Raw genomic sequence first — 23829 nt, 5'->3', positions numbered from 1 at the left:
TACGTCAATTGTCCTGTTTCTGCTGGGTCACAAGGCCGATATTCTTGAAGCCCGCCGCCTGGATACGCGCCATCACATCGGCGACGACGCCGTATGCGGCAACGGAATCCGCGCGGACGAAGATACGTTCGTTATAACCTGTCGTGGCGATTGCCTGCAGCTTGTCGGCCACCTCGGCCGCCTGGATTTCGGTTTCCTGCAAATGGATCTGGCCATTGGCATTGACGGAAATCGTGATCGGCTGCGTGTCCGAATTCAGCGCATTGGCGGATGTCTGCGGCAGATCGATAGGCACGCCGACCGTCATCATCGGTGCCGCCACCATGAAGATGATAAGCAGCACAAGCATGACGTCGACCAGCGGCGTCACGTTGATCTCGCTGATCGCGCCGCCTTTGCGGCGTCCGCCGCGCCCACCCCGGCGTCCACCGGAACCGCCGCCGCCGCCTGCTGACATACCCATAGTTTTTACTCCATTTTGCCTTGCGGCAAATCACTGCACAGCATGCAAGTTGCGGGGCCGCTTATTGGGCGGCCTGCCGTGTCTGAAGTTTTTCATCGATCTGGCGCGACAGGATCGCGGAGAACTCGTCTGCGAAACCTTCCATGCGAGCGGAAAGCTTGTGCGCATCAGCCGTGAACTTGTTATAGGCGATAACCGCGGGAATAGCCGCGACAAGGCCGATGGCCGTTGCCAGAAGCGCTTCGGCGATACCGGGCGCCACAACCGCAAGGTTGGTCGACTTCGAACCGGCAATCGCCTGGAACGAGGTCATGATACCCACAACCGTACCGAAGAGGCCGATAAAGGGACCGGCCGAACCGATGGTGGCCAGCGAACCGAGGCGGGCCTCATATTGTTCGCCTTCACGCGCAATCGTCACGTCCATTGCCCGGTCGATGCGCATCTGCAGACCGATGGGAGAACGCGCGCCGCGCTCGAATGATTTTTTCCATTCCCGCATGGCAGAAACGAAAATAGCCGCAAGACCGCCATTCTGGCGTTCCGCCAGCGTGCGATAAAGCTCCTCAAGCGACTGGCCCGACCAGAACACCTGTTCGAACTGGTCGAACTGGCGCTTTGCCTTGCCGAAGCTCACATATTTGTCAAAGACGATCGCCCACGTCCAGACCGAGGCGGCGATAAGTCCGATCATCACGAGCTTCACGATGAGGCCCGCCTGCATAAACAGTGCCCAGAGACTTACATCGTGTGTCGCCGCTGCCAAACCTGCCTGTTCCATAAATATCCAATCCCCGAATCCAAACGCCCGGTACGGGACCGGGCGATTCAAACGCGTGTTAACGCTCGAAGTCATGCGGCCGCAGCCGTTAACCCCTTTGCCATACCCCGATACTTGCCAGTAAGCCTTACTTGCCAATAAATTTGGTGAAAGGAAGGCGTGCGCCGCACAAATGCCAGTTGCTAAAGTAAGACACCATTATGGTTAAAGGAGTGTTACAACCGAGGCACGCCGGGTGGATTTACTGAACCGGGCCGCCAATTACTTCAGGAATTTTTCCGCCACCGTCTCCGGAAGACGCCTTGGCCGGCCGTTGGCATTGATGACGGCGATGATGACCTTGGCGGCGACCAGCAGGGTTTCACCACGCCGTATTTCCTGATTGAGCACCATTTTTGCGCCACCAGCCTTTTCGGTCACAGTGGTGATTGTCAGCACATCATCCATCCGCGCCGGGGTCTTGAAATCGATCTCCATGCGATGAACGACGAAGACAAGGCCCTCCTCGTCAGCGGTCAAAAGCGCGCTCTGCTCGCAGCCGAGGCAACGCAGGTAATCGGTGCGGCCGCGCTCGAGAAAATGCAGGTAGCGCGCGTGATACACGAGGCCGGAAAAATCCGTATCCTCATAATAGACGCGTTGTGTCAGGCGGTGCCCATGTTCGATGAGTTCGCCGGAAAGCGAAACCACAAGCTCGCTCATAATGTCTCCTTGGTAAGTGCGTCCGCATCGATGCCACCTTCGCGGACGATGAGATGCTCATGGCGCGGCGGCAGCACCTCAATGCGGTCTGCAATAAAACGAGGCCTGAGATCGTGCTCCAGCAAAGTGGAGGATTGCGCGCGCAACCAGCGGAGCTCTACTTCGACACCGTCCAGCACCCGGTGAACGATATCGCTTTCATGAAAGGGAAACGCATTGCGAAGCGACACCAGATAATAAAACGCCAGCTCATGCGCGGCATAATCGCCGTAAGCAAAAAAATTCTCGGCGGACCATAAAAGGCGTTCGACCGAACAGTCTCGCTCAAGTTCCTCGCCGATTTCGCGGATTATGGTTTCTTCGGAGCTTTCGCCGATTTCCGCCCGTCCGCCCGGCAGGGCCCAGTAACTGTCCATTGTGCCGCGCTGAACGAGAACATGGCCGTTCTGGAAGATCAACGCCGCCACGCGCATGCTGAAAAGCTGCGGCTTGCGGTCCAGCCGGATCATATGGCGTTCGGGGGCAAAAGTCATTTATCGTCCAGATCGCCGTCATGCCAGACGAGGTGTCTTGTGGTCTGCGGCAGGTGTTCTATTTCGTCGGCGATGAAATAGGGCGGAATATCCAGTTCCGTCAACGCCTCACGCGTTGCCGCGACCCAGCGGAACTCCAGTTCGTTGTCACCATCCTGAACCCGGTGGATGATATCGGTCGGATGAAAGGCCAGCGTCTCCGGCAGGTCCATCAGGTAATAAAAACCGAGTTCGTGCCAGTCCTTGCCTTCATAATGGAAGAAGTTTTCGACCGCCCAGAGAAGCCGCCCCACCTTGGCCTCGACACCAAGCTCCTCCACCATTTCACGCGCCAGCGTTTCCTCGGAGCGTTCGCCCATTTCGGCGCGACCGCCCGGAAAGGTCCAGAATTTTTCATGCGACGCCCGGTGCACCAGCACATGCCCATCACGAAACGCCAGACCCGCAACGCGCATCTGGAAGATGCGCTTCGGCTTGAATTTCATGCGGATGCGAGTGTCCTGGCTTTTGTTATCATGCGTCATCATGCTGGCCTGTGGGCTGGAAACATCAAATCATCTTCCGCCCACCCTAACGCATCCATCTCTTCTTTTCTCGCCTTTGCATCATCCCCCACAATGAATTCATCCAGTTGCGGCGGCTTTATCGCCGTGCCGGACAGCATGGCATGCGCCTGCCCGCGATGATGTGTCTGGTGCTGGAAGAGATGGGAGAGGACATCGTCGCAACGATCCTGCTGGATACGCGCGCCACGATGGATATTGACCGTGGCCGCGAGGCCGTCTTCATCCAAACCGTCGACAAAGGCGATCAGTACCTCGTCAAGTTCCGTCTGGGCGGTGTGCAGTTCCGCCATGGTTGAGAAGGGCTCCTCTTCGGCAAAGGCGGTCAGACCGAGCGTTCCACCCTGCAGGGCATCGATATAGAAGCGGTCGACGGTGTAGATGTGGTTCAGCGTCGCCCTGAAAGTGGGGAAAAAACTGACGCGCGGAGCGATGAAAGCTTCCTGCGAAAGCCGCAGACAGGCCTCGTGCAGTCGAAAATTGGCCAGCCGGTTGTTGCGAGCGAGTTTGCGGAAAATCCGCAGCGGATCGTAAGGCATTAGCGTCCCTCCGTGACCGCCGGATGGCGGCGTTGTTCAATCGGCCCGCTCAAGCTCCGATCGGCTTTTCAGAACCTTTGCGCCGTCTTCCTGTTCGATCAGAAAAGCGGGCTCGTCCTTGCTCGCCGTCCGCTTGATCCTGGAGCCGGCGATTGTGCGCTCAACATCATCCGTGAAGGTCTCGACAATCTTACCTTCACCGGTTCCGTTACCCCAGTTCCAGCGAACTTTCGTTCCCTTGCGAAATGCCGACATGATCATCTCCTTACCAAAGATGGTCAAATGCCAGCGTGCCGGGGCTTGTTCCCTCAATCGTCTTCCAGCGTCAGCCGGAACTGCGCGGCCTCGAGATCCTTTGGTGGCTGCATGCCGAGATGTTTCCAGGCGGTTGCGGTTAAAATGCGCCCGCGTGGCGTGCGCTGGATGAAACCCTGCTGGATCATGTAGGGTTCGATAATGTCCTCAATGGCATCGCGTGGCTCCGAGAGGCCCGCGGCGATGGTTTCGATGCCGACCGGGCCGCCGCCGAAATTGACGGCAATCATGGTGAGATAACGCATATCCAGCTGGTCGAGGCCCATATTGTCGACTAGGAGCCGCGTCAAAGCCTCGTCGGCAATCTCGCGGGTAACGGCTTCGGCCCGCGCCACTTCAGCGAAATCGCGCACGCGGCGCAAAAGCCGACCGGCAATGCGCGGCGTGCCCCGCGCGCGCCTTGCGATTTCCCGTGCACCGCCATCGGTCATATTGAGCCCCATCAGCCGCGCCCCGCGCCGGACGATCAGTTCCAGCTCATCGACCGTGTAGAAGGCCAGCCGGACGGGAATGCCGAAACGGTCGCGAAGCGGTGTCGTCAGCAGGCCGAGGCGGGTCGTGGCGGCAACGAGGGTGAATTTGGAGAGGTCGATCTTCACCGAGCGCGCCGCCGGCCCCTCGCCGATGATGAGATCGAGCTGGAAATCCTCCATGGCGGGGTAGAGGATTTCTTCCACCGCTGGGTTGAGGCGGTGAATTTCGTCGATGAAGAGGACATCGCGCTCCTCGAGATTGGTGAGAAGTGCGGCAAGATCACCCGCCTTGGCAATGACCGGCCCTGACGTGGATTTGAAGTTGACGCCAAGCTCCTTGGCCATGATCTGCGCCAGCGTCGTCTTGCCGAGACCGGGAGGGCCGACGAACAGCACGTGATCCAGCGCCTCGCCCCGGTTCTTGGCGGCCTCGATAAACACCTTGAGATTGGCGCGGGCCTCTGCCTGGCCGGTAAAATCGTCCAGCGACTGCGGGCGTAGCGTGGTGTCGATATCCTCACCGCGCTTTTCCGGGGTAATCAGTCTCTCCGCATCGCTCATTCAGGGCATTCCATTGTTATAGCCGAATTCATCAGGTAACCGTCGCCGCTATATCATGAGTATCGCAACAAGGCGCTTCACGAAATTCAGGATAGGCCCGGGCTCCACGCCCGCTTGCCAAGCCAGTCTTACCGCGAAAGTTCCTTCAGCCCCAGCCGGATCAGCTTGGCGCTATCGCCACCCTCACCGCCATTCTTCAGTGCGGCGGCAACCGCATTGGCGGCCTGATCACGCGAATAGCCGAGATTGGTGAGCGCAGAGACCGCATCGGCAACCGGCGCGGAGGCAACGCCTTCCCCAAGTTCCTGCTTGAGCCCGATGGACGCCGAAGCATCCCCAGCGAAAGCGGGCGCCTTGTTGCGAAGTTCCGTCACGAGGCGAACCGCCACTTTCGGCCCCACGCCGGGCGCACGCGAAATCATTACCTTGTCCTGAAGTGCTATGGCATTGGCGAGCTCGGAAGGCGACAGGGTGGACAAGACGGCCAGCGCCACTTTTGAGCCCACTCCCTGCACACTCTGCAGCAGGTTGAACCATTCCCGCTCCAGTGCGGAGAGGAATCCGAACAGCTTAAGCTGGTCCTCGCGCACATATGTCTCGATGAACAGCACCACCGCCTCTCCGACGGAGCCGATTTTCGACAGTGTCCGCGCCGAACAATAGGCGACGTAACAAACGCCATGCACATCCACCAGCACGTAATCCGCGCCGATTTCCTCGATGCTGCCCTTCAATTTTCCGATCATGATGCCGCCCGCTCAATGAGACCTATATTCAACCGGCCGCCAGGAGCCGCCGCATCCTGTCACCGCCGCGATTATGGGCGTGGCAGATGGCGATGGCGAGCGCGTCCGCCGCATCGTTACCCTTGAATTCGGCCTTCGGCATCAGGATTTTCAGCATCATGTGAATTTGCTGCTTTTCGCCGTGCCCGACGCCGATAACCGCTTTCTTGACCGCATTCGGCGCATATTCGAAGACCGGCAATCCTGCCCGTGCCGGAACCAGCATGGCAATGCCGCGCGCCTGACCGAGTTTCAGCGTGGCCACCGCATCCTTGTTCACGAAGGTCTGCTCCACCGCCGCCTCATCGGGCTGATGGCTGTGCACGATGTCCGCCAGCCCGTCATGCAACTGGCAGAGCCGGGAGGCAAGGTCCATGTCGCCATCCGACGTTACCGTGCCGGAAGCGACAAACCGCAGGCTGTTGCCGAGGGTGTCGATCACACCCCAGCCGGTGCGCCGCAGTCCGGGGTCGATGCCGATGATTCGAATCGTCTTTTGCATGAGTTACCTTATCTTTCCGGCTGCGACCCTGCCAGCGATAAGTGAACAAAACGACAACATTGATCAAATTTGCAACACAGCATTTACCTCTGCTTAAACCGCGTACCGCATTGTTCCCCCACAAAACCAAAAAAAGGGGAGCTGCGGACATGATGATCCGCAGCACAATATTTTCGCCATATCAGCCGTCCGATGGCGCCATTCATGCATGGCGCGGGAACTGATCCGGCATTGGGGGCTGCTTCGGCCATGCTGAACCGTTTTCATTCCATATCCACCAAAGTGCTGGTGATTTTTCTGGCGCTGATGGCGATATCCACCGGGGCTCTGACACTTCTCGGTTATCAAAGCAGCAGTGGCGTTCTCGAAGAACAGGCGTCGAAATCGATGGAGAGCATTCTCGTCTTCCGCGGCGACATGCTCCAGGAACGCCTTGAACAGCTGCAGACGCAGGCGGACTCCATCGCCAAGATAGAAGCGCTGCAAATGGCTGTTGTTTCCATGCGCAGCGGCTGGGCGACCGTACAGAAGAATTCCGGTGACGCAAAGGCGGAACTGCAGCGCGTTTTCGTCAAGGAAAATCCATTCGGCGAAAAGGAAAAGCTGATCAAGCCGGAAAGCCCGAGCGGCTTTTATTATTCGACCCATGAAAAGACCCAGACGGATATCGGCGGATATCTGCAGGGAACGCCGTTCAGCGACGTCCTTTTCATCGATCCGGCCGGCACGGTCTATTACTCTTATCTGAAGGGAACGGCCTTTGCGGAAACCGTGACCGGCGGCGTCTGGACGGAAAGTGGTCTTGGCGCGGCATTTGCGCGCGGTGCCGCGAATGCCGAGAAAGCCGTCAACGACATTGCGCAGACCAGTTTTTCCGGCCTGCGCATAGACACGGCAACAAAAGAGGCCGGTATTTATTTCGGCGTCCCGGTCGTCAAATTCGGTGCCTTCAAGGGCATCGTCCTCTTCCGTGTCAAGGAAGACGTGTTCGGCCAGATACTCGCAAAGGGCATCGCGGCCGGCAGTTCTGAACAATCGGCAATCATTTCGACGGACGGCAAAGTTCTGGGCGTACAGGGCGAAAAGCTCATCGGTCTCGACCCGGCAATCTACGGTTTCCATGGACAGGCGCTGAACGCCGCCGGCATGACGATTGCCAAGATCGACCGCCCGGATGGCGAGGCCAATGCCTATGCCCGCCCCTTCTCCTTTGCAGGTGAAAAATATCTCGCCGTCGAAAGCATGTTGCGCAGCGAACTGAATGCAGGTTCCATCTCGATTGCCGGCACACTTGCCGTGATCGGCCTTTGCGTTCTGGCCGCCATGTGTGCGGCAACGGCCTTTTTCGCACGGCGCCTGTTCGCCCCGCTGGAAAAGCTCGCCGGGCTGACTGGCGAAGTGGCGGCAGGTCGTCTCGATACGGAGATCGGCAATCAGGACCGGAAGGACGAGATCGGCCGCATGGCGCGGGCGCTCGGCAGTTTCCGTGAAAAGCTTATTCTGCAGCGGGAGATGGAAGAGACCGCATCGCGCACCCGGGAGGAAGCCGAAACCGCCCGCCGCGCGCATCTCGCCGAGCGCGAAGCCGAGGCCGGAACCCTGCAGATGGTCGTGCAGTCTCTGGACGAAGGTTTGGACCGGCTGGCGAATGGCAATCTTGCCTATCGTATCGACACCGTATTCCCCGAGGATCTCGAAAGCCTGCGCCACAACTTCAATACGGCGCTTGCCCGGCTCAGCGAGACCATGCAGGCCATCGGCGGCAATTCCACCGCCGTTCGGGGCGGTTCCGAAGAAATGCGGGTGGGTGCCGACCAGCTGGCGGAGCGCACCGAGCGACAGGCAGCCTCCATTACCGAAACTGCAAGCGCCATCAAGGCCATCACCGAGGCCGTCCGCGATCAGATCGAACGTGCCGAACAGGCAACGCGGATCGCCCATGACGCGAGCACGGAGGCGACGGCATCCAGCCGCGTGATGGAGCAGACCATCGCCGCCATGGAGGCGATCCAGACCTCATCGCGCCAGATCAACCAGATCATTGGCGTCATCGATGAAATCGCTTTCCAGACCAACCTTCTTGCTTTGAATGCGGGTGTGGAAGCCGCCCGCGCTGGCGACGCTGGCAGGGGGTTTGCGGTTGTGGCGCAGGAAGTGCGTGAACTGGCCCAACGTTCGGCCGCCGCCGCCAAGGAAATCTCCAGCCTGCTGAAACGCTCCACCGACGAGGTTTCCGCAGGTGTTGTCTTAGTCGAAAAGGCGGGCGCATCACTCACCGGCATCGGCAAACATGTGCAGACCATCAGTTCCCGCATCGAGGAGATCATGGAATCGACCCGCGAGGAAGCGCAAACGCTTGCGGAAATCAATGGCACCGTCACCAGCCTCGACACAATGACACAGCAAAATGCCGCCATGGTGGAGGAAACAACGGCCGCCATTCATAACCTCGCCTCCGAAGCGGGCGAGATGGACGGCAGGCTCGGACAATTTGTGCTGGCCACTGACAGGCAAGCAGCGGCACACGGCAAAACCCCTCAATTCCGGCGGGCTGGCTGAATATGGGGGCCTCTTCGGAGGCCCCAATTTTTTTGAACCATCCATCAATTCTATGCGACTTCTATGGTAAATCGGGACACGCGCCTTACATCCGCAGCAAAGATTTGAATTTACGCAGGAGCGTCGGATGATCCCCTTTTCCATTCTCGACCTTTCGCCCATCGGCGAAGGCGAGAGCGTCAGCGCGGCGCTTGAAAATTCCCGCCGCATGGCAATCAAGGCCGAAGACCACGGCTATAACCGCATCTGGCTGGCGGAACACCATGGCATGCCGGGCATTGCCAGTGCTGCGACATCCCTCGTCATCGCCCATGTGGGGGCGGCCACGAAACATATCCGTGTCGGCTCCGGCGGCATCATGCTGCCCAACCATTCCCCGCTCGTCATTGCCGAACAGTTCGGCACGCTAGCGGCGCTGCTGCCCGGCCGGGTCGATCTCGGTCTTGGCCGCGCGCCCGGAACCGACATGCGCACGGCACGGGCGCTGCGCCGCAATCTCGATGCCGGTGCGGAAAACTTCCCGCAGGACATAATCGAGTTGCAGCGTTACCTCGGCCCGCCGCAGCAGGATCAGGCGATCCTTGCCGTGCCGGGCATGAATTCCAACGTGCCGCTCTGGCTGCTCGGCTCCAGCACCTATAGCGCGCATCTCGCCGCGGCACTTGGCCTGCCCTATTCCTTCGCATCGCATTTTGCCCCCGACATGCTGATGGAGGCGATCCATATCTATCGCGAGCGCTTCCAGCCCTCGGAGGTGCTGGACAAGCCATATGTGATGGTGGGTGTGATGGGTGTCGGCGCCGAGACGGATGAGGAGGCACAGCATCTCTTCACCTCGTCACAGCAGCAATTCGTCAATCTGCGCCGCAATGTCCGCACCCCGTTCCCGAAGCCGGTGCAAAGCATGGACGATTACTGGAACGAGATGGAACGCTTCTCGGTGGAACACACTTTGCGTTTCGCCGCAGTCGGCTCGCCGGAAACGATCGAGCGCCATCTCGGTGGTTTCCTTGCCGAAACGCAGGCAGACGAACTGATCGTATCGATGCCGATCCATGACATCGAAAAACGGCTGCGTTCCGTGGAAATTTTCGCCGATGTGCGGAGTTCCATCAGGAAGGCCGCCTGAATAAAAAAGCCCCGGAGCGATATCGCTGCCGGGGCTTTTCTTTAAGAACATGAAACGTCAGGCGGAAAGCTTGGCGAGAATTTCTTCGGAAACCTCGAAGTTGGAATAGACGCTCTGCACGTCGTCATCGTCTTCGAGATTGTCGATGAGCTTCATCAGCGACTGCGCCTTTTCTTCATCCACCGGCACCGTGTTCTGCGGCTTCCAGATGGCTTTGACGCTTTCGGCCTCGCCAAGCACGCCTTCCAGCGCCTTGGAAACCTCGTTCATCGCTTCGAAACCGCAGATGATGGTGTGGCCGTCTTCGGAGGATTCGACATCGTCAGCGCCCGCTTCGATGGCCGCTTCCATGACCTTGTCGGCATCGCCCACTTCCGCCTTATAGGTGATTTCGCCAACGCGGTCGAAGGAGAAGGAGACCGAGCCGGTTTCACCGAGTGCGCCACCAGCCTTGGTGAAGATGGAGCGTACGTTGGAGGCGGTGCGGTTGCGGTTGTCGGTCAGGGCCTCGACGACGACGGCGACGCCACCCGGGCCGTAACCCTCGTAACGGACTTCGTCGTAGTTTTCACTGTCAGCACCGGAAGCTTTCTTGATCGCGCGCTCGATATTGTCCTTCGGCATGGACTGGGCCTTGGCATTCTGGATTGCCAGACGCAGGCGCGCGTTCATGTTCGGGTCGGGCATGCCCGCCTTTGCCGCAACGGTGATTTCACGCGCAAGCTTGGAAAACATTTTGGACCGTACGGAGTCCTGCTTGCCCTTGCGGTGCATGATGTTCTTGAACTGTGAATGACCAGCCATGGAAAACCTGATTGTCTTAATTTGGAGATTGCGGGCCTTATAAGTGCGATACGCCCGCCGTTCAACCCCGCACGCGCTTTCTCTTCCGTGAACAATAGAAGGAACTGATTTATCCGCTTCTCGTTTTGATCATGAACGCGGCAGATGAGGGCATGGATTTCTCTCCGTCGCAGCAAAACAGACCGGAAGGAGAAAACATATGGTCAGCCTGACTGAAGCAAGAGAAGCCCCGGCCCGCCAGCTCTGGGACGAGATCAATTCCGTCCATGCCGGCATGCTCGGTCTGGAAGGACTGCACAACCACATGCAGCCCATGGCGCCTCATGCTGACCCGAAAACCAACACCATCTGGTTTTTCTCCAAAAAAGACACCGATCTCGTAAAATCGCTGAAGTCAGGCTCGCGTGCGCATTTCTGCCTCGTCGGCAAGGACCATGATTATCACGCCTGCCTCTCCGGCATTCTGGAAGCGCGTGACGACAGGGCGAAGATCGACGAATACTGGAATTCCGTCACCGCCGCCTGGTTCGAACATGGCAAGGCCGACCCGCTGCTGACGATGCTGGCGCTTCACGTCGATGATGCCGATATCTGGGCGTCAACCGACAGTACGCTGAAATTCGGCTGGGAAATCGCCAAGGCCAACATGTCGGATGACAAGACACCTGACGTCGGCGTCCGCCAGCACCTCACATTCGCCTGATACCTTTACCTGGTTCTAGCTCCTGATTTTCCGGGCTCCCCCGGCCTTCCTCGCCCACCGCCTGCTACATGCCTTTCGGCACCAGTATCTGCGGTTGGCGGGGAAGGTTTCTCATTGAAACGCGGATCACCGGATCGGCGGCATAAGCAATCTGGAAACTTTCTCCGAACATCGTCAGAAACTGTTCGAGCGGCGGCCCGGTGCGGTGCATCGGCAGGATAAGCGCGGAGCGCAGGCGTTTCACCACCCGGCTCATGCTGTCGGCCCCCATGGTCAGGCCGCCATCCACCGGCACCATCAACACATCCAGACGGCCTATTTCGGCATAATGCGTGTCCGTCAATTCGTGATGTAGGTGGCCGAGATGGCCTATACACAGTCCTGCAATTTCGAAAATGAAGATGGAATTGCCGTTCTCCTGGAAGGATTCGTAGTCACCCCAGCGGTTGCGGATATCGGTCGCGACATTCCGGATATAGACATCTCCCACCAGAACCCTGTGTTCGACCTTTTCTCCCGGCGTATCACTCCATCCATGCAGCACGTGTTGAATGGCCGGATCCGGGTTCAGGGTGAAATGGGTCGAATGCGCCCTATTCATCGTCACCACCGTCGGGGTGACGGGCGGGCGATAGACGCCATTATAGTCGGTGGCGATCGTTACCCCACCGGGGCTTTCGATGAGATAGGTGGAATGGCCGATGAAACTGATCTTCACCTCTTCCCGGGAAGCGGCCTGGGCAAGCTGAACGCCGGGTGGATTGAAACTGGCGAACATCACACCGGGAATATTGCGGGCAATCGCCTGGCACTGGCTGACGGGCGGGCGACTTTCCGTCTGGGCGAAGGTCGCTCCCGCGCCGGTGAGCAATCCCGTTATTGCAAGCATTAGCACACGCAGCATCATGCTACTCCCCTGAACTTGCGAAGGGCAGAGGATGAGACAGGTTTTGCAAGCCGTCCAGTTGCAAGAGCGGCTAGAATGCTCACAATCTCGTCATTGTGAGCATTGCCGCCGAAGGAAGGTTAGGCCCAGAAAGACGGTAGGGTTTCGGCAAGCCGCGGTCCGATGCGCAGCGGCGCAATCTTTTCAGCCAGTCCGGTGCGATCGGAAATCTCGACACCGACGCCGCAGATGGTCGCAGGCCCGCTTGCCGCCTCGAAGCGCCCCTTCGGCATCTTGGAGATGAAGCGGTTGATCGGCTCTTCCTTCTCCATGCCGAGCGAGCTGTCATAATCACCACACATGCCGGCATCCGACATATAGGCGGTGCCGCCATTGAGGATTTGCGCATCCGCCGTCGGAACATGCGTATGGGTGCCGACAACGAAGCTTGCACGGCCGTCAACGAAATGGCCAAAGCACTGTTTTTCGCTGGTCGCCTCGGCATGAAAATCGAAAATGATGGCGTCGGCCTGCTCTTTCAGCGGGCAGGCGGCAAGAATAGCCTCGGCCGACTTGAAGGGGTCATCAAGTTCCGGATGCATGAACACCCGGCCCATAATGTTGGCGACGAGGATACGTGCGCCGTTACGGGCGTAAAAAATGCCTGAGCCCTTGCCAGGCGTACCATCGGGATAATTGGCGGGCCGCAGGAACTGGTCGTGGCGCTCGCAGAAGGAAACCGCCTCCTTCTGGTCCCAGACATGGTTGCCTGTCGTTACCACATCAGCGCCGGCATTGATGGTCTCGAGATAGATATCCTCGGTGATGCCGAAACCGCCGGCGGCGTTTTCACCATTGACGATGACGAAATCGAGCTTCAGATCGGAAATCAGTCCCGGCAACCTGTCCCAGACCGCCGTGCGTCCGGTCTTGCCCACCATATCTCCGAGAAAAAGAAGTCTCATTCACCGCCCCGTTTTGCGTATGTTCTTTGGATTGCGTCCCTCTAGCGGGTAATCCGTGTTTTAAAAAGTGCTAAAACGCCTTTTGCCCCTGATCGGGCATCGACCGCCGTTCGGAAAACCAGCGCAGGCCGCTCTCCGTCAGAATTGCATTAAGCGGCACGTCATGCGGCTCCGCCGGCACCGACGGTACTTCCTGACAATCAAAGGCGACACCGATGAGAACGGGGCTCCGACCCTTGCCATGCAATCGTGCAATGGCGCGGTCATAGTGGCCCGCGCCATAACCGATACGCTGACCCTGCCCGTCGAAAACGGACAGCGGCACGAGCAGAATATCCGGATCGAGAACATCCGCATCGACCCCCGGCCCGGTCGTGCCGAAGCCGGTCTTCACCAGTGCGGTATCCGCGTCGAAGGCACGGAAAACGATGGTTTCGCGGTCCAGCACGACGGGAAGCAAAAGACGCGCGCCCCTTGTCCGCAGCGCCTCCATCAGCCGCCGGATATCGGCCTCGGAACGGATCGGCATGAAGCCGGAAATGATCGCGCCCGGCACAAACGAGATGGCGGATGCGCCATGGGCGGTCAGCGCTTGGCTCTTTTCCTGCCGCTCGGCCTGCGTCAGCGCATCACGCGCGGCAAGCCTTTCGCCACGCAGTCTTGCTTTCTCGGCAATGTCGCCAGACATCAGGCGGCCCGGCTCACGAGCACCTTATCGATACGATGGCCGTCGAGGTCGATGACTTCGAAACGCCAGCCGTTGCGGGTGATGTGCTCGCCCAGTTCCGGCAGACGACGGAACTCATCCAGCACCAGACCGGCAACGGTCTCGAACTCGGCGTCCTCGTCGATCTGGAACCCCATGCGGTAAGCGAATTCATCGGCCGGCATCCAGCCGGCGACGAGGAACGAACCGTCCTCGCGCTCGACCATTGCCGGCTCCTCGTCGTTATCTTCCTGGAACGCGCCGGTGATGGCCTCCAGAACATCGCCGGAGCTGACGATACCTTCGAAATGGCCGTATTCGTCATAGACCAGCACCATATGCACGGTCGAACGGCGCAATGACTGGATGACATCCACCGCGCTCGTCAGGTCCGAGACGACAGGAACTTCGCGCAGGAGCTCCCGCACATCCAGCTCCTTGCCGGAGGCCAGCGCATCAAAGGCGTCCTTGGCGAAAAGCACGCCGAGAATTTCATCGGAAGCGCCGTTGCGCACCGGCAGGCGCGAACGCTGGGTGCCGCGAAGCTGCTCGCGGATTTCTTCCGCGCTGTCTTCGATATCGACCACTTCCACGTCACGGCGCGGCGTCATCAGGCCACGCGCATTGCGGTCGGCAAGACGCATGACGCTGGTGATCATCGCCGATTCCTCGGTTTCGATCACGCCCGCGCTATGGGCCTCGGCCAGAACCGTGCGGATTTCGTCGTCGGTCACCGAGGCGTTGGACTCGCCACTATGACCGAGAAGGGCGAGGACGGCCTTGCCCGACTTGTCGAGCAGCCATACCAGCGGCGCGCCAACCCGCGACAGCATCACCATGGTTGGCGCGACGCGGGCGGCAACCTTTTCGGGATCGCGCAGCGCGATCTGCTTGGGCACCAGCTCGCCGACGATCAGCGACAGATAGGTAATGGCGACAACCACTGAACCGACACCGATCGCATCGGCGGCACGATCGGGAACACCCTGTTCCAGAAGCCATGCGGTGAACCGGGCGCCGAGTGTGGCGCCGGAAAACGCACCGGACAGAACGCCGACCAGCGTGATGCCGATCTGCACCGTGGAAAGGAAGCGTCCGGGATTTTCGGAAAGGCCGAGCGCCATGGTGGCGCCTCTGCTGCCCTGCGCGGCAAGCACCTTGAGCCTCGCCGGTCTGGAGGAGACAACGGCAAGCTCGGACATGGCAAGCACACCGTTCAATACGGTGAGCAGGACCACGATCATAATTTCAGTAAACAAGTTTAGCTCTTTGGGCTGTTGAACGGCACGTCGCGGTTTTGGCCGCAGCGCCCTTTTTATAAAAGGGCATGACAGACATACCAATCCGGATAATAGGGAATTGTTCCGCCATTGCAATGACGGCACTATAAAAAAGCCGTTCCCGGCAGTAGTTAAAAATAACTGTCGACGATAAAATAATCAGGTGAAGAACCGGGGTTGACCCGAAACTTCAAGCGCGATCCACGGCGACCGATGGAGATTTACGATCCTGGGTGCCTACAAAAGTAGGTGGGCACCGTGTGTCCAGCCCCACGGGACTGGCCAGGGACAGCTCCCTTTGGATCGAGTATGGCCCCAGGGATTGTGGTTCCTGTCGGGAAGCGCAGAACGCATCCAAGATATAGGACGGATCGGGGAAAACCGCCAGAGGGGCGGTGCGAAATTTTGCCGCCTCAGAACTCTTCAGCCAATCAATGCGCCGCGGGCTTCGGCCGGGCCAGCAGTTTGTCGGTTATTCCGTTGAGGCGATCGGCCAGATCGCCGATGGCAAGCGCCACCATCTCGTCCGATTTCGCCTTGTGCTCGGCCATGCCGTCGCGGTTGCGGGAAAGGGAGGTGACTTCGCCTTCCAGCTTCTCGAGCTTGCGGTTGATTTCGGAAAGCTCGTCCATCACCATGATGCCGGCCATGACGGTGAGCCTGAGATCGCCGATTTCACCGAACTGGCTCTTGAGGTGCCCGACATAACGGTCAAAACGCGTGGCAAGGTCGGTGAGGTGATCTTCCTGCCCCGCCTCGCATGCCATGCGATAGGCCTTGCCGTCGATCATAACAGTGACTTGCGCCATGAAACCGCTCCTATCGATCCAGCACCGCGCGGATCGTTTCCATCGCCGTCACCAGACGGCGGGAAACCTCGCGGTTGACTTCTTCAAGACGGTTGGCGCGAAACTCGGCCTGATCCAACTCCTGCGCCAGTCTGGCGCGGTCGACATGGACCCGTTTGACCTCATTATCGATCTCGCCCGTCTCCCTTTGCCGCTCGATACGCATATCGATGACATTTTCGAGATTTGTGATGGCAGCATTCAGCTCCGTCAGCGCAGATTGTACGGTCTTCTCAGCCGACATCGTTTTTTCCAACTCGCACGCCACCGGGCGAATCGTCCGGTTTCAGGCCTTTTCAACAATCATGAGGTTATTACCCGATTTATCATCCCGTCAATCAAACCAGTGCATTGAGGCGTTTTGCTCTGTGGATGAACGAAGAGATGTCGGCCCATATCGCACGAATTTTGTCAGGACACCCGGTTTTCTAAACGATTTTTTCTCCCGCAGCGAACCGCAAACGCCCGTGGATTTATTGACTTGCCGGCCTCACCTGCTATGGATCAACCCGCTTTTTGGATAGTTGCGTAAAACTATCTCCTTTCACCCGGAAACAGACGGAAAAGCCATGATTTCTCGCGACAAACACAACCGGATGGCAAATGCGATCCGCTTTCTTGCCATGGATGCAGTGGAGAAGGCCAATTCAGGCCATCCCGGTCTGCCGATGGGCGCAGCTGATGTCGCCACCGTTCTCTTCACCCGTTACCTGAAATTCGATCCCAAGGCACCGCTTTGGGCGGATCGTGACCGCTTCGTGCTGTCGGCGGGCCATGGTTCGATGCTTCTTTATTCGCTGCTCTATTTGACGGGCTACGAGGACATGACGATCGACGAGATCAAGCGCTTCCGTCAGTTCGGTTCCAAGACCGCCGGCCACCCCGAATATGGCCATGCGACCGGCATCGAAACCACCACCGGCCCGCTCGGCCAGGGCATCGCCAACGCCGTCGGCATGGCGATCGCTGAGCGCAAGCTGGAAGAGGAATTCGGTTCCGACCTGCAGAGCCACTTCACCTATGTGCTGTGCGGCGACGGCTGCCTCATGGAAGGCATCAGCCACGAAGCCATCGCGCTTGCCGGCCACCTGAAGCTCAACAAGCTCGTTCTGTTCTGGGATGACAACAACATCACCATCGACGGTGAAGTTGGCCTTTCCGACAGCACCGACCAGATTGCCCGCTTCCAGGCCGTTCACTGGAACACCATCCGCGTTGATGGCCATGATCCGGACGCGATTGCCGCCGCCATCGAAGCGGCGCAGAAATCCGACCGCCCGACCTTCATCGCCTGCAAGACCGTCATCGGTTTCGGCGCGCCCAACAAGCAGGGCACCCACAAGGTGCACGGCAACCCGCTCGGCGCCGAAGAAATTGCCGCTGCGCGCAAGAGCCTCAACTGGGAAGCCGAAGCTTTCGTCATTCCGGAAGACGTGCTCGATGCATGGCGCCTCGCGGGCCTGCGCTCCACCAAGACCCGCCAGGACTGGGAAGCCCGCCTCGAAGCCGCTGAAGCTGGCAAGAAGGCCGAATTCAAGCGTCGTTTCGCCGGCGACCTGCCCGGCAATTTCGACAGCTCCATCGATGCCTTCAAGAAGAAGATCATCGAAAACAACCCGACGGTTGCCACCCGCAAGGCCTCGGAAGACGCGCTCGAAGTCATCAACGGCATCCTGCCGGAAATGGTGGGCGGTTCGGCTGACCTGACGCCGTCCAACAACACCAAGACCAGCCAGATGAAGTCCATCACGCCGAGCGACTTCTCCGGCCGTTACCTGCATTACGGCATCCGCGAGCACGGCATGGCGGCAGCGATGAACGGTATTGCGCTGCATGGCGGTCTCATTCCCTATGCCGGCGGCTTCCTCATCTTCTCCGACTATTGCCGTCCGTCGATCCGTCTTGCTGCGCTCATGGGCATCCGCGTCGTCCACGTTCTGACGCATGATTCCATCGGCGTCGGCGAAGACGGCCCGACCCACCAGCCGGTCGAGCAGATCGCCGCCCTTCGCGCCATTCCGAACCTTCTCGTCTTCCGTCCCGCAGATGAAACCGAGACGGCGGAATGCTGGCAGCTGGCTCTCGAGCAGAAGCATCGTCCGTCTGCTCTGGCGCTTACCCGCCAGAATCTTGCGCCTTCGCGCAAGGAATATGAAGAAAAGAACCTCTCCGCTTATGGCGCTTACGAGCTCGTATCGGCAAGCGACGCGAAGGTTTCGATCTTCGCCTCCGGTTCGGAAGTCGAAGTGGCGCTGAAAGCCGCTGCAACGCTGAAGGACAACGGCATTTCGGCCCGCGTCGTCTCCGTTCCCTGCTTCGAACTCTTCAAGGAACAGCCGGAAACCTATCGCAATGCCATCATCGGCAAGGCCCCGGTGAAAATCGCGGTGGAAGCCGCCATCCGCCAGGGCTGGGATTATTTCATCGGCTCCGACGGTGCTTTCGTTGGCATGCATTCCTTCGGTGCGTCCGCACCGGCGAAGGATCTCTTCAAGCACTTCGGCATCACGGCGGAAGCCGTTGTCGCCGCAGTCGAGGCAAAACTCGCGTGAGGGCCCCAAGCCCTCACCATTCAAGCAAAGACCAAGCCCATATCTTGATCGGGAGACTGTAAATGACTGTAAAAGTTGCCATTAACGGCTTCGGCCGCATCGGCCGCAATGTTCTGCGCGCCATCGTCGAATCCGGCCGCACCGATATCGAAGTCGTTGCCATCAACGACCTCGGCCCGGTTGAAACCAACGCGCACCTGCTGCGCTACGATTCGATCCACGGCAAGTTCCCGGCTGACGTGAAGGTCGAAGGCGACACCATCATCGTTGGTGGCGGCAAGCCGATCAAGGTAACGGCTGTTCGCGATCCGGCAACGCTGCCGCACAAGGAACTGGGCGTCGATATCGCGCTCGAATGCACGGGCATCTTCACCGCCCGCGACAAGGCGGCTGCCCACCTGACCGCCGGCGCAAAGCGCGTCATCGTGTCTGCTCCGGCTGATGGCGCTGATCTCACCGTCGTTTTCGGCGTCAATGACGACCAGCTGACCAAGGACCATCTGGTCATTTCCAACGCATCCTGCACCACCAACTGCCTCGTGCCGGTTGTGAAGGTTCTCGATGACGTCGTTGGCATCGACCATGGCTTCATGACCACGATCCACTCCTACACGGGCGACCAGCCGACGCTGGACACCATGCACAAGGATCTGTACCGCGCCCGCGCCGCAGCCCTGTCCATGATCCCGACATCGACCGGTGCAGCCAAGGCCGTTGGCCTCGTTCTGCCGCACCTCAAGGGCAAGCTGGACGGCACGTCCATCCGCGTTCCGACCCCGAACGTTTCGGTTGTCGACTTCAAGTTCATCGCCAAGCGCGACACGACGGTTGAAGAAGTCAATGAAGCGATCAAGTCCGCTTCCAACGGCAAGCTGAAGGGCATTCTCGGCTATACCGAAGAGCCGCTGGTTTCCCGCGACTTCAACCATGACAGCCATTCGTCGATCTTCGCGATCGACCAGACCAAGGTCATGGAAGGCCGGTTCGTGCGCGTTCTGTCCTGGTACGACAATGAGTGGGGCTTCTCCAACCGCATGTCGGACACGGCCGTCGCCTTCGCGAAGACCATCTGAGCATAAATCGCTCCATCAAAAGACGGGCAGGAGCAATCCTGCCGGTTTTTGTTTGCCGAAAAAAAGCCGGCGGGATTGAGGGATCCCGCCGGCGCCGATCCTGAAGCAAGGCGGGGACGCTTCGGATCGAAAACGGTCGCCGGCCGAAAAACTGGCCGTTCCCCAATACGACGGATGAGACAATCGCATCCGTCATCTTTTATTGTTGATGATGACCGGGCCACGGTCGCCGGCATTGCTCCAGATCGTATCGAAAGTCTGCTGCCGCAGTTCGCTTTGCTGCATGGAAAGCTTCATCATGCAGTCTGCGAAATCACGCGAACCTTCAGGGTAACCAAATACCCGACAGCGTTCGCGTTGCGCGGCCATGTTTTCAGCTGTCTGCTCGGTGCTGGAGCAACCCGAAACAATCGAGCCTGCTGCCAGTAATATAATGATGGATATTCGTTTCATCCGATCGCTCCGGTAATGATGAAAAGCAATTCGGAGGTGACAACTAGCGCGGCTGGATTATCGCTATATTACGTGAAAACACGGCTGACGAATCTATTTCGGCAATCTGCCTGTTCATCCCAAGCAAAAGCTCCAGACGCAGAACAGACGTTGCTTCAAGCAGCGCACCTTCGCCCGCTCGCCGAAAAAATTCCCATTTCCTGCCTTTGTCTGGTCCATTTTGAGACCGACAAGAAACACAGGGACAACGGTCGTGCGCAATGCACTTCGGCCCTGCCGTATCATTCGATACACCCCGCCTTGCGTCGCCTTTCAACGCCAACAACTCAAGCGCTGACAGACCGCAACCCGTGGCGCATTGGCTGCAGACGCGCAGAGCATTCATTGCGGCGGCCAACGCGGTTTGAATGAGGCGGTGGACGTGGAATCATTTTATCTTCTGTTGCTGGTGGCAACTGTTCTGGTTCTCGTCGCAGCCTTTTCCAGCCTCATCGCCTTCCGGTTCGGTGCGCCGCTGCTGCTGCTCTTTCTGATGATCGGCCTTGCCGCGGGCGTGGATGGCCTCGGCATCGAATTCACCAACAATCCGCTCGCCTATATGCTCGGCTCGCTTGTGCTTGCCGTCATCCTTTTCGATTCCGGTTTTGGCACGTCGATACAATCCTTCCGGCTTTCGGCAGCACCCGCCGTCGCACTCGCCACAGTCGGCGTCATCCTTACTTCCGTGTTTTTCGCCGGAGCGGCCGCCCTGCTGCTCGGGCTTTCCTGGCTGGAGGGACTGTTGCTCGGCGCCATCGTCGCCTCCACGGATGCGGCGGCCGTATTCTTCCTGCTGCGCATCGGTGGCATTCACATCCGCGATCAGGTGCGCTCAACGCTGGAAGTGGAGTCCGGCACCAACGATCCCATGGCCATATTTCTGACCGTCGCTCTGGTCGAAATCATTGCCAAGGGTCAGGGGCTGGCAGGCATAGACAGCGGTTTCCTGCTGCTGTTCATCGAAGAAATGGGCCTTGGGGTGATTTTCGGCCTGCTCGGCGGCCTCATGATAGCTACCGTGGTCAATCGCTTCGCAGCCGACCGCGGGTTGGCACCAATCTTCGTGCTGGCGCTGGCGCTGCTGGTCTTTTCCTTCACCGGCGCAATCGGCGGCAGCGGATTTCTCGCCGTCTATGTGGCGGGCATCGTTGCCGGCAACCGCAGGATTTTCGCCAAGGAGACCATACGACGTTTCCATGAAGGGCTGACCTGGCTTGCGCAGATCATCATGTTCCTGATGCTCGGCCTTCTCGCCACGCCGTCGCAATTTCCGGCAATCGCCATCCCGGCCGTGCTGCTGGCACTTTTCCTGATCTTCGTCGCCCGCCCGCTCGCAGTGTGGCTCAGCCTCATGCCCTTCAGCTATACCCAGCAGGAAACATCCTTCGTGGCATGGGTCGGCCTGCGCGGCGCGGTTTCCATCCTCCTTGCCATCATGCCCATTCTTGGCGGTCTGGATGATGCGCAGATCTATTTCAACGCCGCCTTTATCATCGTTCTGGTATCGCTCCTGGTGCAGGGCTGGACAATCAAGCCGGTGGCAACAAGGCTCGGGCTGATCGTGCCGCCGCGCATGGGCGACGTCGACAAGCTGGAAGTCGACCTTCCCGGCACCGCCAATCACGAACTGATCTCCTACCGTGTCGCCAAGGGCAGCGCCATCATGCAGGGCGAGCGCATTCCACGCTGGGCGATGCCTTCGCTGGTGGTGCGCGACGGCAAGTCTATCCGTTACCAATATGCCGGCCGGCTGCGGGAAAACGACCTCGTCTATCTTTTCATTGCACCCGGTTATTCGCGGCTGATCGATCGGCTGTTCGCCAGCGCCCTGCCGGTTGCCGATGACGATGCCGATTTCTTCGGCACCTTCCTTATCTCCCCCGCCCGACCGGCCAAGGAGCTGGACGCGGCCTATGGTCCTGGCCTTATTTCTCAGGCCGAACAGGCGATGAGCATTGCCGAATTGATCGAGGCGCGCCTTTCCGGAAAAGCTGATTATGCCGACCGCGTCCGCCTCGGCTCGATTGTCCTCATCGTCCGGACGCTGGACGAACATGAGGCCATCACCGGCATCGGTATCTCACTGGAACCAGTCGAGCCGGCCACCAGCCTGCCGATTTTCATCAGCTTCGGCGAGATCATCCGCCGGGTGCGCGACCACCTGGCGCAACGGCGTCAATCGCGCGCCGGCAACGCCATCGAAGACACTGCCGCACCTTCGAACGCCGTGAGAGAAAATGAGGGCTAACCGGCTTGCGTCGGCAATCAGGCATAGTATGGTCCGTGCCGAACTCGCAACAAATCAGGATCGACCCATGCCCGCTTTCAAGACCATCGACGACCTTAACGACATTGCCGGAAAGCGCGTTCTCGTCCGCGTTGATCTCAACGTGCCGGTTGCGGATGGCAAAGTAACGGACGCCACCCGTATCGAGCGGGTTGCACCGACCATTCTGGAACTGTCCGGCAAGGGCGCGAAAGTCATCCTGCTTGCCCATTTCGGCCGGCCGAAGGGCGAACCGGTGGCCGACATGTCGCTGTCGCAGATCGTCCCGACCGTCGAGGAAGTGCTGGATCACGCCGTTTCCTTCGCGACCGATTGCATTGGCGCGCCGGCAGCGGACGCGGTCGCGAAGATGAACGATGGCGATATCCTGCTTCTGGAAAATACCCGCTTCCACAAGGGCGAAGAAAAGAACGATCCGGCATTCGTCGAGGCACTGGCTGCCAATGGCGATATCTATGTGAATGACGCCTTCTCCGCCGCTCACCGCGCCCATGCCTCGACCGAGGGCCTGGCGCGCCACCTGCCCGCCTATGCCGGCCGCACCATGCAGGCCGAGCTTGAGGCGCTGGAAAAGGGCCTTGGCCAGCCGGTCCGTCCGGTGGTCGCCATCGTCGGCGGCGCCAAGGTGTCGAGCAAGATCGATCTCCTGATGAACCTCGTCAAGAAAGTCGATGCGCTCGTCATCGGCGGTGGCATGGCCAACACCTTCCTTGCCGCCCGCGGTGCGCAGGTTGGCAAATCGCTGTGCGAACACGATCTGGCGGAAACCGCAAAACAGATCATGATCGAGGCCGCGACATCCGGCTGTGCGATCGTCCTGCCGGAAGATGGCGTGGTGGCCCGCGAATTCAAGGCCGGTGCTGCAAACGAAATCGTCGATATCAACGCCATCCCCGCTGACGCCATGGTTCTCGATGTCGGGCCAAAATCGGTTGAAAGCATCAAGGCCTGGATTTCCCGCGCGGAAACACTCGTCTGGAATGGCCCGCTCGGCGCCTTTGAAATCGAGCCTTTCGATGCGGCGACCGTTGCAGCGGCGAAACACGCCGCCGAATGCACGAAATCGGGCAAACTCGTTTCCGTCGCCGGCGGCGGCGATACGGTCGCGGCGCTCAACCATGCCGGTGTTTCCGACGATTTCACCTATATCTCGACGGCAGGCGGCGCCTTCCTTGAATGGATGGAAGGCAAGGAATTGCCCGGCGTTGCCATCCTGACCGCTGCCAAGTAAACTCATTTCACTTGCCTGACACGAGGCCGGACAAGCCCTGCTTGCCCGGCCTTGTTTTTTGGTAAGTGCACATGGGAGGAAAAGTTTCAAACGATTG

At 59.2% G+C, this 23829-nt stretch carries 25 protein-coding genes and 1 other RNA gene; 7 read left to right on the top strand and 19 right to left on the bottom strand.

What is annotated here, in order from left to right; genetic code table 11:
* Positions 1 to 4: 4 nt before the first annotated feature.
* The 10 genes from tolR to ruvC all read right to left on the bottom strand — a co-directional run bounded on the left by tolR (position 5) and on the right by ruvC (position 6217).
* The gene (gene tolR / locus QSV77_RS15090; protein WP_302734099.1) at positions 5 to 463 is read right to left on the bottom strand and encodes a protein TolR; all 459 of its coding nucleotides are present in this window, start codon (positions 461 to 463) and stop codon (positions 5 to 7) included.
* 61 nt (positions 464 to 524) lie between these two features.
* Positions 525 to 1244, bottom strand: a complete 720-nt coding sequence (gene tolQ, locus QSV77_RS15085; RefSeq protein ID WP_003497570.1) for a protein TolQ — start codon at positions 1242 to 1244, stop codon at positions 525 to 527.
* Positions 1245 to 1505: 261 nt separating this feature from the next.
* Positions 1506 to 1946 (bottom strand): tol-pal system-associated acyl-CoA thioesterase, encoded by a 441-nt coding sequence (gene ybgC, locus QSV77_RS15080; protein WP_045019133.1) that lies wholly within the window; start codon positions 1944 to 1946, stop codon positions 1506 to 1508.
* The gene (locus QSV77_RS15075; RefSeq protein ID WP_302734098.1) at positions 1943 to 2479 is read right to left on the bottom strand and encodes an NUDIX hydrolase; all 537 of its coding nucleotides are present in this window, start codon (positions 2477 to 2479) and stop codon (positions 1943 to 1945) included. The genes ybgC and QSV77_RS15075 overlap by 4 nt, the downstream gene beginning before the upstream one ends.
* Positions 2476 to 3003, bottom strand: coding sequence for an NUDIX hydrolase (locus QSV77_RS15070; protein WP_110758342.1), 528 nt, complete (start codon positions 3001 to 3003; stop codon positions 2476 to 2478). Before QSV77_RS15070 ends, QSV77_RS15075 begins: the two co-directional genes overlap by 4 nt.
* The gene (locus tag QSV77_RS15065; RefSeq protein WP_302734097.1) at positions 3003 to 3581 is read right to left on the bottom strand and encodes a DinB family protein; all 579 of its coding nucleotides are present in this window, start codon (positions 3579 to 3581) and stop codon (positions 3003 to 3005) included. Before QSV77_RS15065 ends, QSV77_RS15070 begins: the two co-directional genes overlap by 1 nt.
* 36 nt (positions 3582 to 3617) lie before the next feature.
* Positions 3618 to 3836: a DUF2945 domain-containing protein gene (locus tag QSV77_RS15060; protein ID WP_302734096.1), complete on the bottom strand. Its 219-nt coding sequence runs from the start codon at positions 3834 to 3836 to the stop codon at positions 3618 to 3620.
* Positions 3837 to 3889: 53 nt separating this feature from the next.
* Positions 3890 to 4930, bottom strand: coding sequence for a Holliday junction branch migration DNA helicase RuvB (gene ruvB, locus QSV77_RS15055; RefSeq protein WP_065117401.1), 1041 nt, complete (start codon positions 4928 to 4930; stop codon positions 3890 to 3892).
* A gap of 128 nt (positions 4931 to 5058) precedes the next feature.
* Positions 5059 to 5676, bottom strand: a complete 618-nt coding sequence (gene ruvA, locus QSV77_RS15050; RefSeq protein WP_046799902.1) for a Holliday junction branch migration protein RuvA — start codon at positions 5674 to 5676, stop codon at positions 5059 to 5061.
* Between the two features lie 28 nt (positions 5677 to 5704).
* Entirely contained in the window at positions 5705 to 6217 is a 513-nt protein-coding gene (gene ruvC / locus QSV77_RS15045) for a crossover junction endodeoxyribonuclease RuvC (RefSeq protein WP_003523217.1), read from the bottom strand.
* 249 nt (positions 6218 to 6466) lie between these two features.
* On the opposite strand from ruvC, the gene QSV77_RS15040 reads away from it, so the two are divergent.
* Both QSV77_RS15040 and QSV77_RS15035 read left to right on the top strand, forming a co-directional pair.
* Positions 6467 to 8776 (top strand): methyl-accepting chemotaxis protein, encoded by a 2310-nt coding sequence (locus QSV77_RS15040; RefSeq protein WP_302734095.1) that lies wholly within the window; start codon positions 6467 to 6469, stop codon positions 8774 to 8776.
* A gap of 127 nt (positions 8777 to 8903) precedes the next feature.
* Positions 8904 to 9905: an LLM class flavin-dependent oxidoreductase gene (locus QSV77_RS15035; protein ID WP_302734094.1), complete on the top strand. Its 1002-nt coding sequence runs from the start codon at positions 8904 to 8906 to the stop codon at positions 9903 to 9905.
* A gap of 57 nt (positions 9906 to 9962) precedes the next feature.
* On the opposite strand, the gene QSV77_RS15030 is transcribed toward QSV77_RS15035, so the two are convergent.
* On the bottom strand, positions 9963 to 10709 hold the full coding sequence (locus QSV77_RS15030; RefSeq protein WP_003497595.1) for a YebC/PmpR family DNA-binding transcriptional regulator: 747 nt from the start codon (positions 10707 to 10709) through the stop codon (positions 9963 to 9965).
* A 199-nt stretch (positions 10710 to 10908) separates the two neighbouring features.
* On the opposite strand from QSV77_RS15030, the gene QSV77_RS15025 reads away from it, so the two are divergent.
* On the top strand, positions 10909 to 11412 hold the full coding sequence (locus QSV77_RS15025) for a pyridoxamine 5'-phosphate oxidase family protein (protein WP_142841537.1): 504 nt from the start codon (positions 10909 to 10911) through the stop codon (positions 11410 to 11412).
* A 64-nt stretch (positions 11413 to 11476) separates the two neighbouring features.
* On the opposite strand, the gene QSV77_RS15020 is transcribed toward QSV77_RS15025, so the two are convergent.
* The 7 genes from QSV77_RS15020 to QSV77_RS14990 form a co-directional block, all read right to left on the bottom strand.
* Entirely contained in the window at positions 11477 to 12319 is an 843-nt protein-coding gene (locus tag QSV77_RS15020; protein ID WP_302734093.1) for an MBL fold metallo-hydrolase, read from the bottom strand.
* A 119-nt stretch (positions 12320 to 12438) separates the two neighbouring features.
* Positions 12439 to 13263: a TIGR00282 family metallophosphoesterase gene (locus QSV77_RS15015; protein ID WP_142841539.1), complete on the bottom strand. Its 825-nt coding sequence runs from the start codon at positions 13261 to 13263 to the stop codon at positions 12439 to 12441.
* A 70-nt stretch (positions 13264 to 13333) separates the two neighbouring features.
* Positions 13334 to 13951 carry a 5-formyltetrahydrofolate cyclo-ligase gene (locus QSV77_RS15010; RefSeq protein ID WP_302734092.1) on the bottom strand — a complete coding sequence of 206 codons (618 nt, stop codon included), beginning with the start codon at positions 13949 to 13951 and terminating at the stop codon, positions 13334 to 13336.
* Positions 13951 to 15213 carry a hemolysin family protein gene (locus QSV77_RS15005; protein WP_046799910.1) on the bottom strand — a complete coding sequence of 421 codons (1263 nt, stop codon included), beginning with the start codon at positions 15211 to 15213 and terminating at the stop codon, positions 13951 to 13953. Before QSV77_RS15005 ends, QSV77_RS15010 begins: the two co-directional genes overlap by 1 nt.
* A 230-nt stretch (positions 15214 to 15443) precedes the next feature.
* Positions 15444 to 15602: non-coding RNA, 6S RNA (gene ssrS, locus QSV77_RS15000), on the bottom strand.
* A gap of 78 nt (positions 15603 to 15680) precedes the next feature.
* The gene (locus QSV77_RS14995) at positions 15681 to 16058 is read right to left on the bottom strand and encodes a cell division protein ZapA (protein WP_046799911.1); all 378 of its coding nucleotides are present in this window, start codon (positions 16056 to 16058) and stop codon (positions 15681 to 15683) included.
* Between the two features lie 10 nt (positions 16059 to 16068).
* Complete coding sequence (locus QSV77_RS14990) at positions 16069 to 16341, bottom strand: DUF4164 domain-containing protein (RefSeq protein ID WP_302734090.1); 273 nt, start codon at positions 16339 to 16341, stop codon at positions 16069 to 16071.
* Between the two features lie 325 nt (positions 16342 to 16666).
* Between QSV77_RS14990 and tkt the strand changes: the two genes are divergently transcribed.
* Both tkt and gap read left to right on the top strand, forming a co-directional pair.
* Positions 16667 to 18649 (top strand): transketolase, encoded by a 1983-nt coding sequence (gene tkt / locus QSV77_RS14985; protein WP_052819449.1) that lies wholly within the window; start codon positions 16667 to 16669, stop codon positions 18647 to 18649.
* A 62-nt stretch (positions 18650 to 18711) separates the two neighbouring features.
* A complete protein-coding gene (gene gap / locus QSV77_RS14980) occupies positions 18712 to 19722 on the top strand; it encodes a type I glyceraldehyde-3-phosphate dehydrogenase (RefSeq protein WP_269699015.1) in 1011 nt (336 codons plus the stop codon).
* Between the two features lie 192 nt (positions 19723 to 19914).
* Here the strand turns inward: gap and QSV77_RS14975 are convergent, their stop codons facing one another.
* The gene (locus tag QSV77_RS14975) at positions 19915 to 20175 is read right to left on the bottom strand and encodes a hypothetical protein (RefSeq protein WP_269699014.1); all 261 of its coding nucleotides are present in this window, start codon (positions 20173 to 20175) and stop codon (positions 19915 to 19917) included.
* A 421-nt stretch (positions 20176 to 20596) separates the two neighbouring features.
* On the opposite strand from QSV77_RS14975, the gene QSV77_RS14970 reads away from it, so the two are divergent.
* The gene (locus QSV77_RS14970; RefSeq protein ID WP_302734089.1) at positions 20597 to 22462 is read left to right on the top strand and encodes a potassium/proton antiporter; all 1866 of its coding nucleotides are present in this window, start codon (positions 20597 to 20599) and stop codon (positions 22460 to 22462) included.
* A gap of 67 nt (positions 22463 to 22529) precedes the next feature.
* Positions 22530 to 23732 (top strand): phosphoglycerate kinase, encoded by a 1203-nt coding sequence (gene pgk, locus QSV77_RS14965; protein WP_302734088.1) that lies wholly within the window; start codon positions 22530 to 22532, stop codon positions 23730 to 23732.
* The last annotated feature ends 97 nt before the right edge of the window (positions 23733 to 23829 follow it).

The organism is Agrobacterium sp. V1 (assembly GCF_030518355.1).
In the GTDB taxonomy this organism is placed as follows: domain Bacteria; phylum Pseudomonadota; class Alphaproteobacteria; order Rhizobiales; family Rhizobiaceae; genus Agrobacterium; species Agrobacterium cucumeris.
Note: the sequence above shows the minus strand (reverse complement) of the source record. Positions and strands in the feature narration are given on the sequence as shown.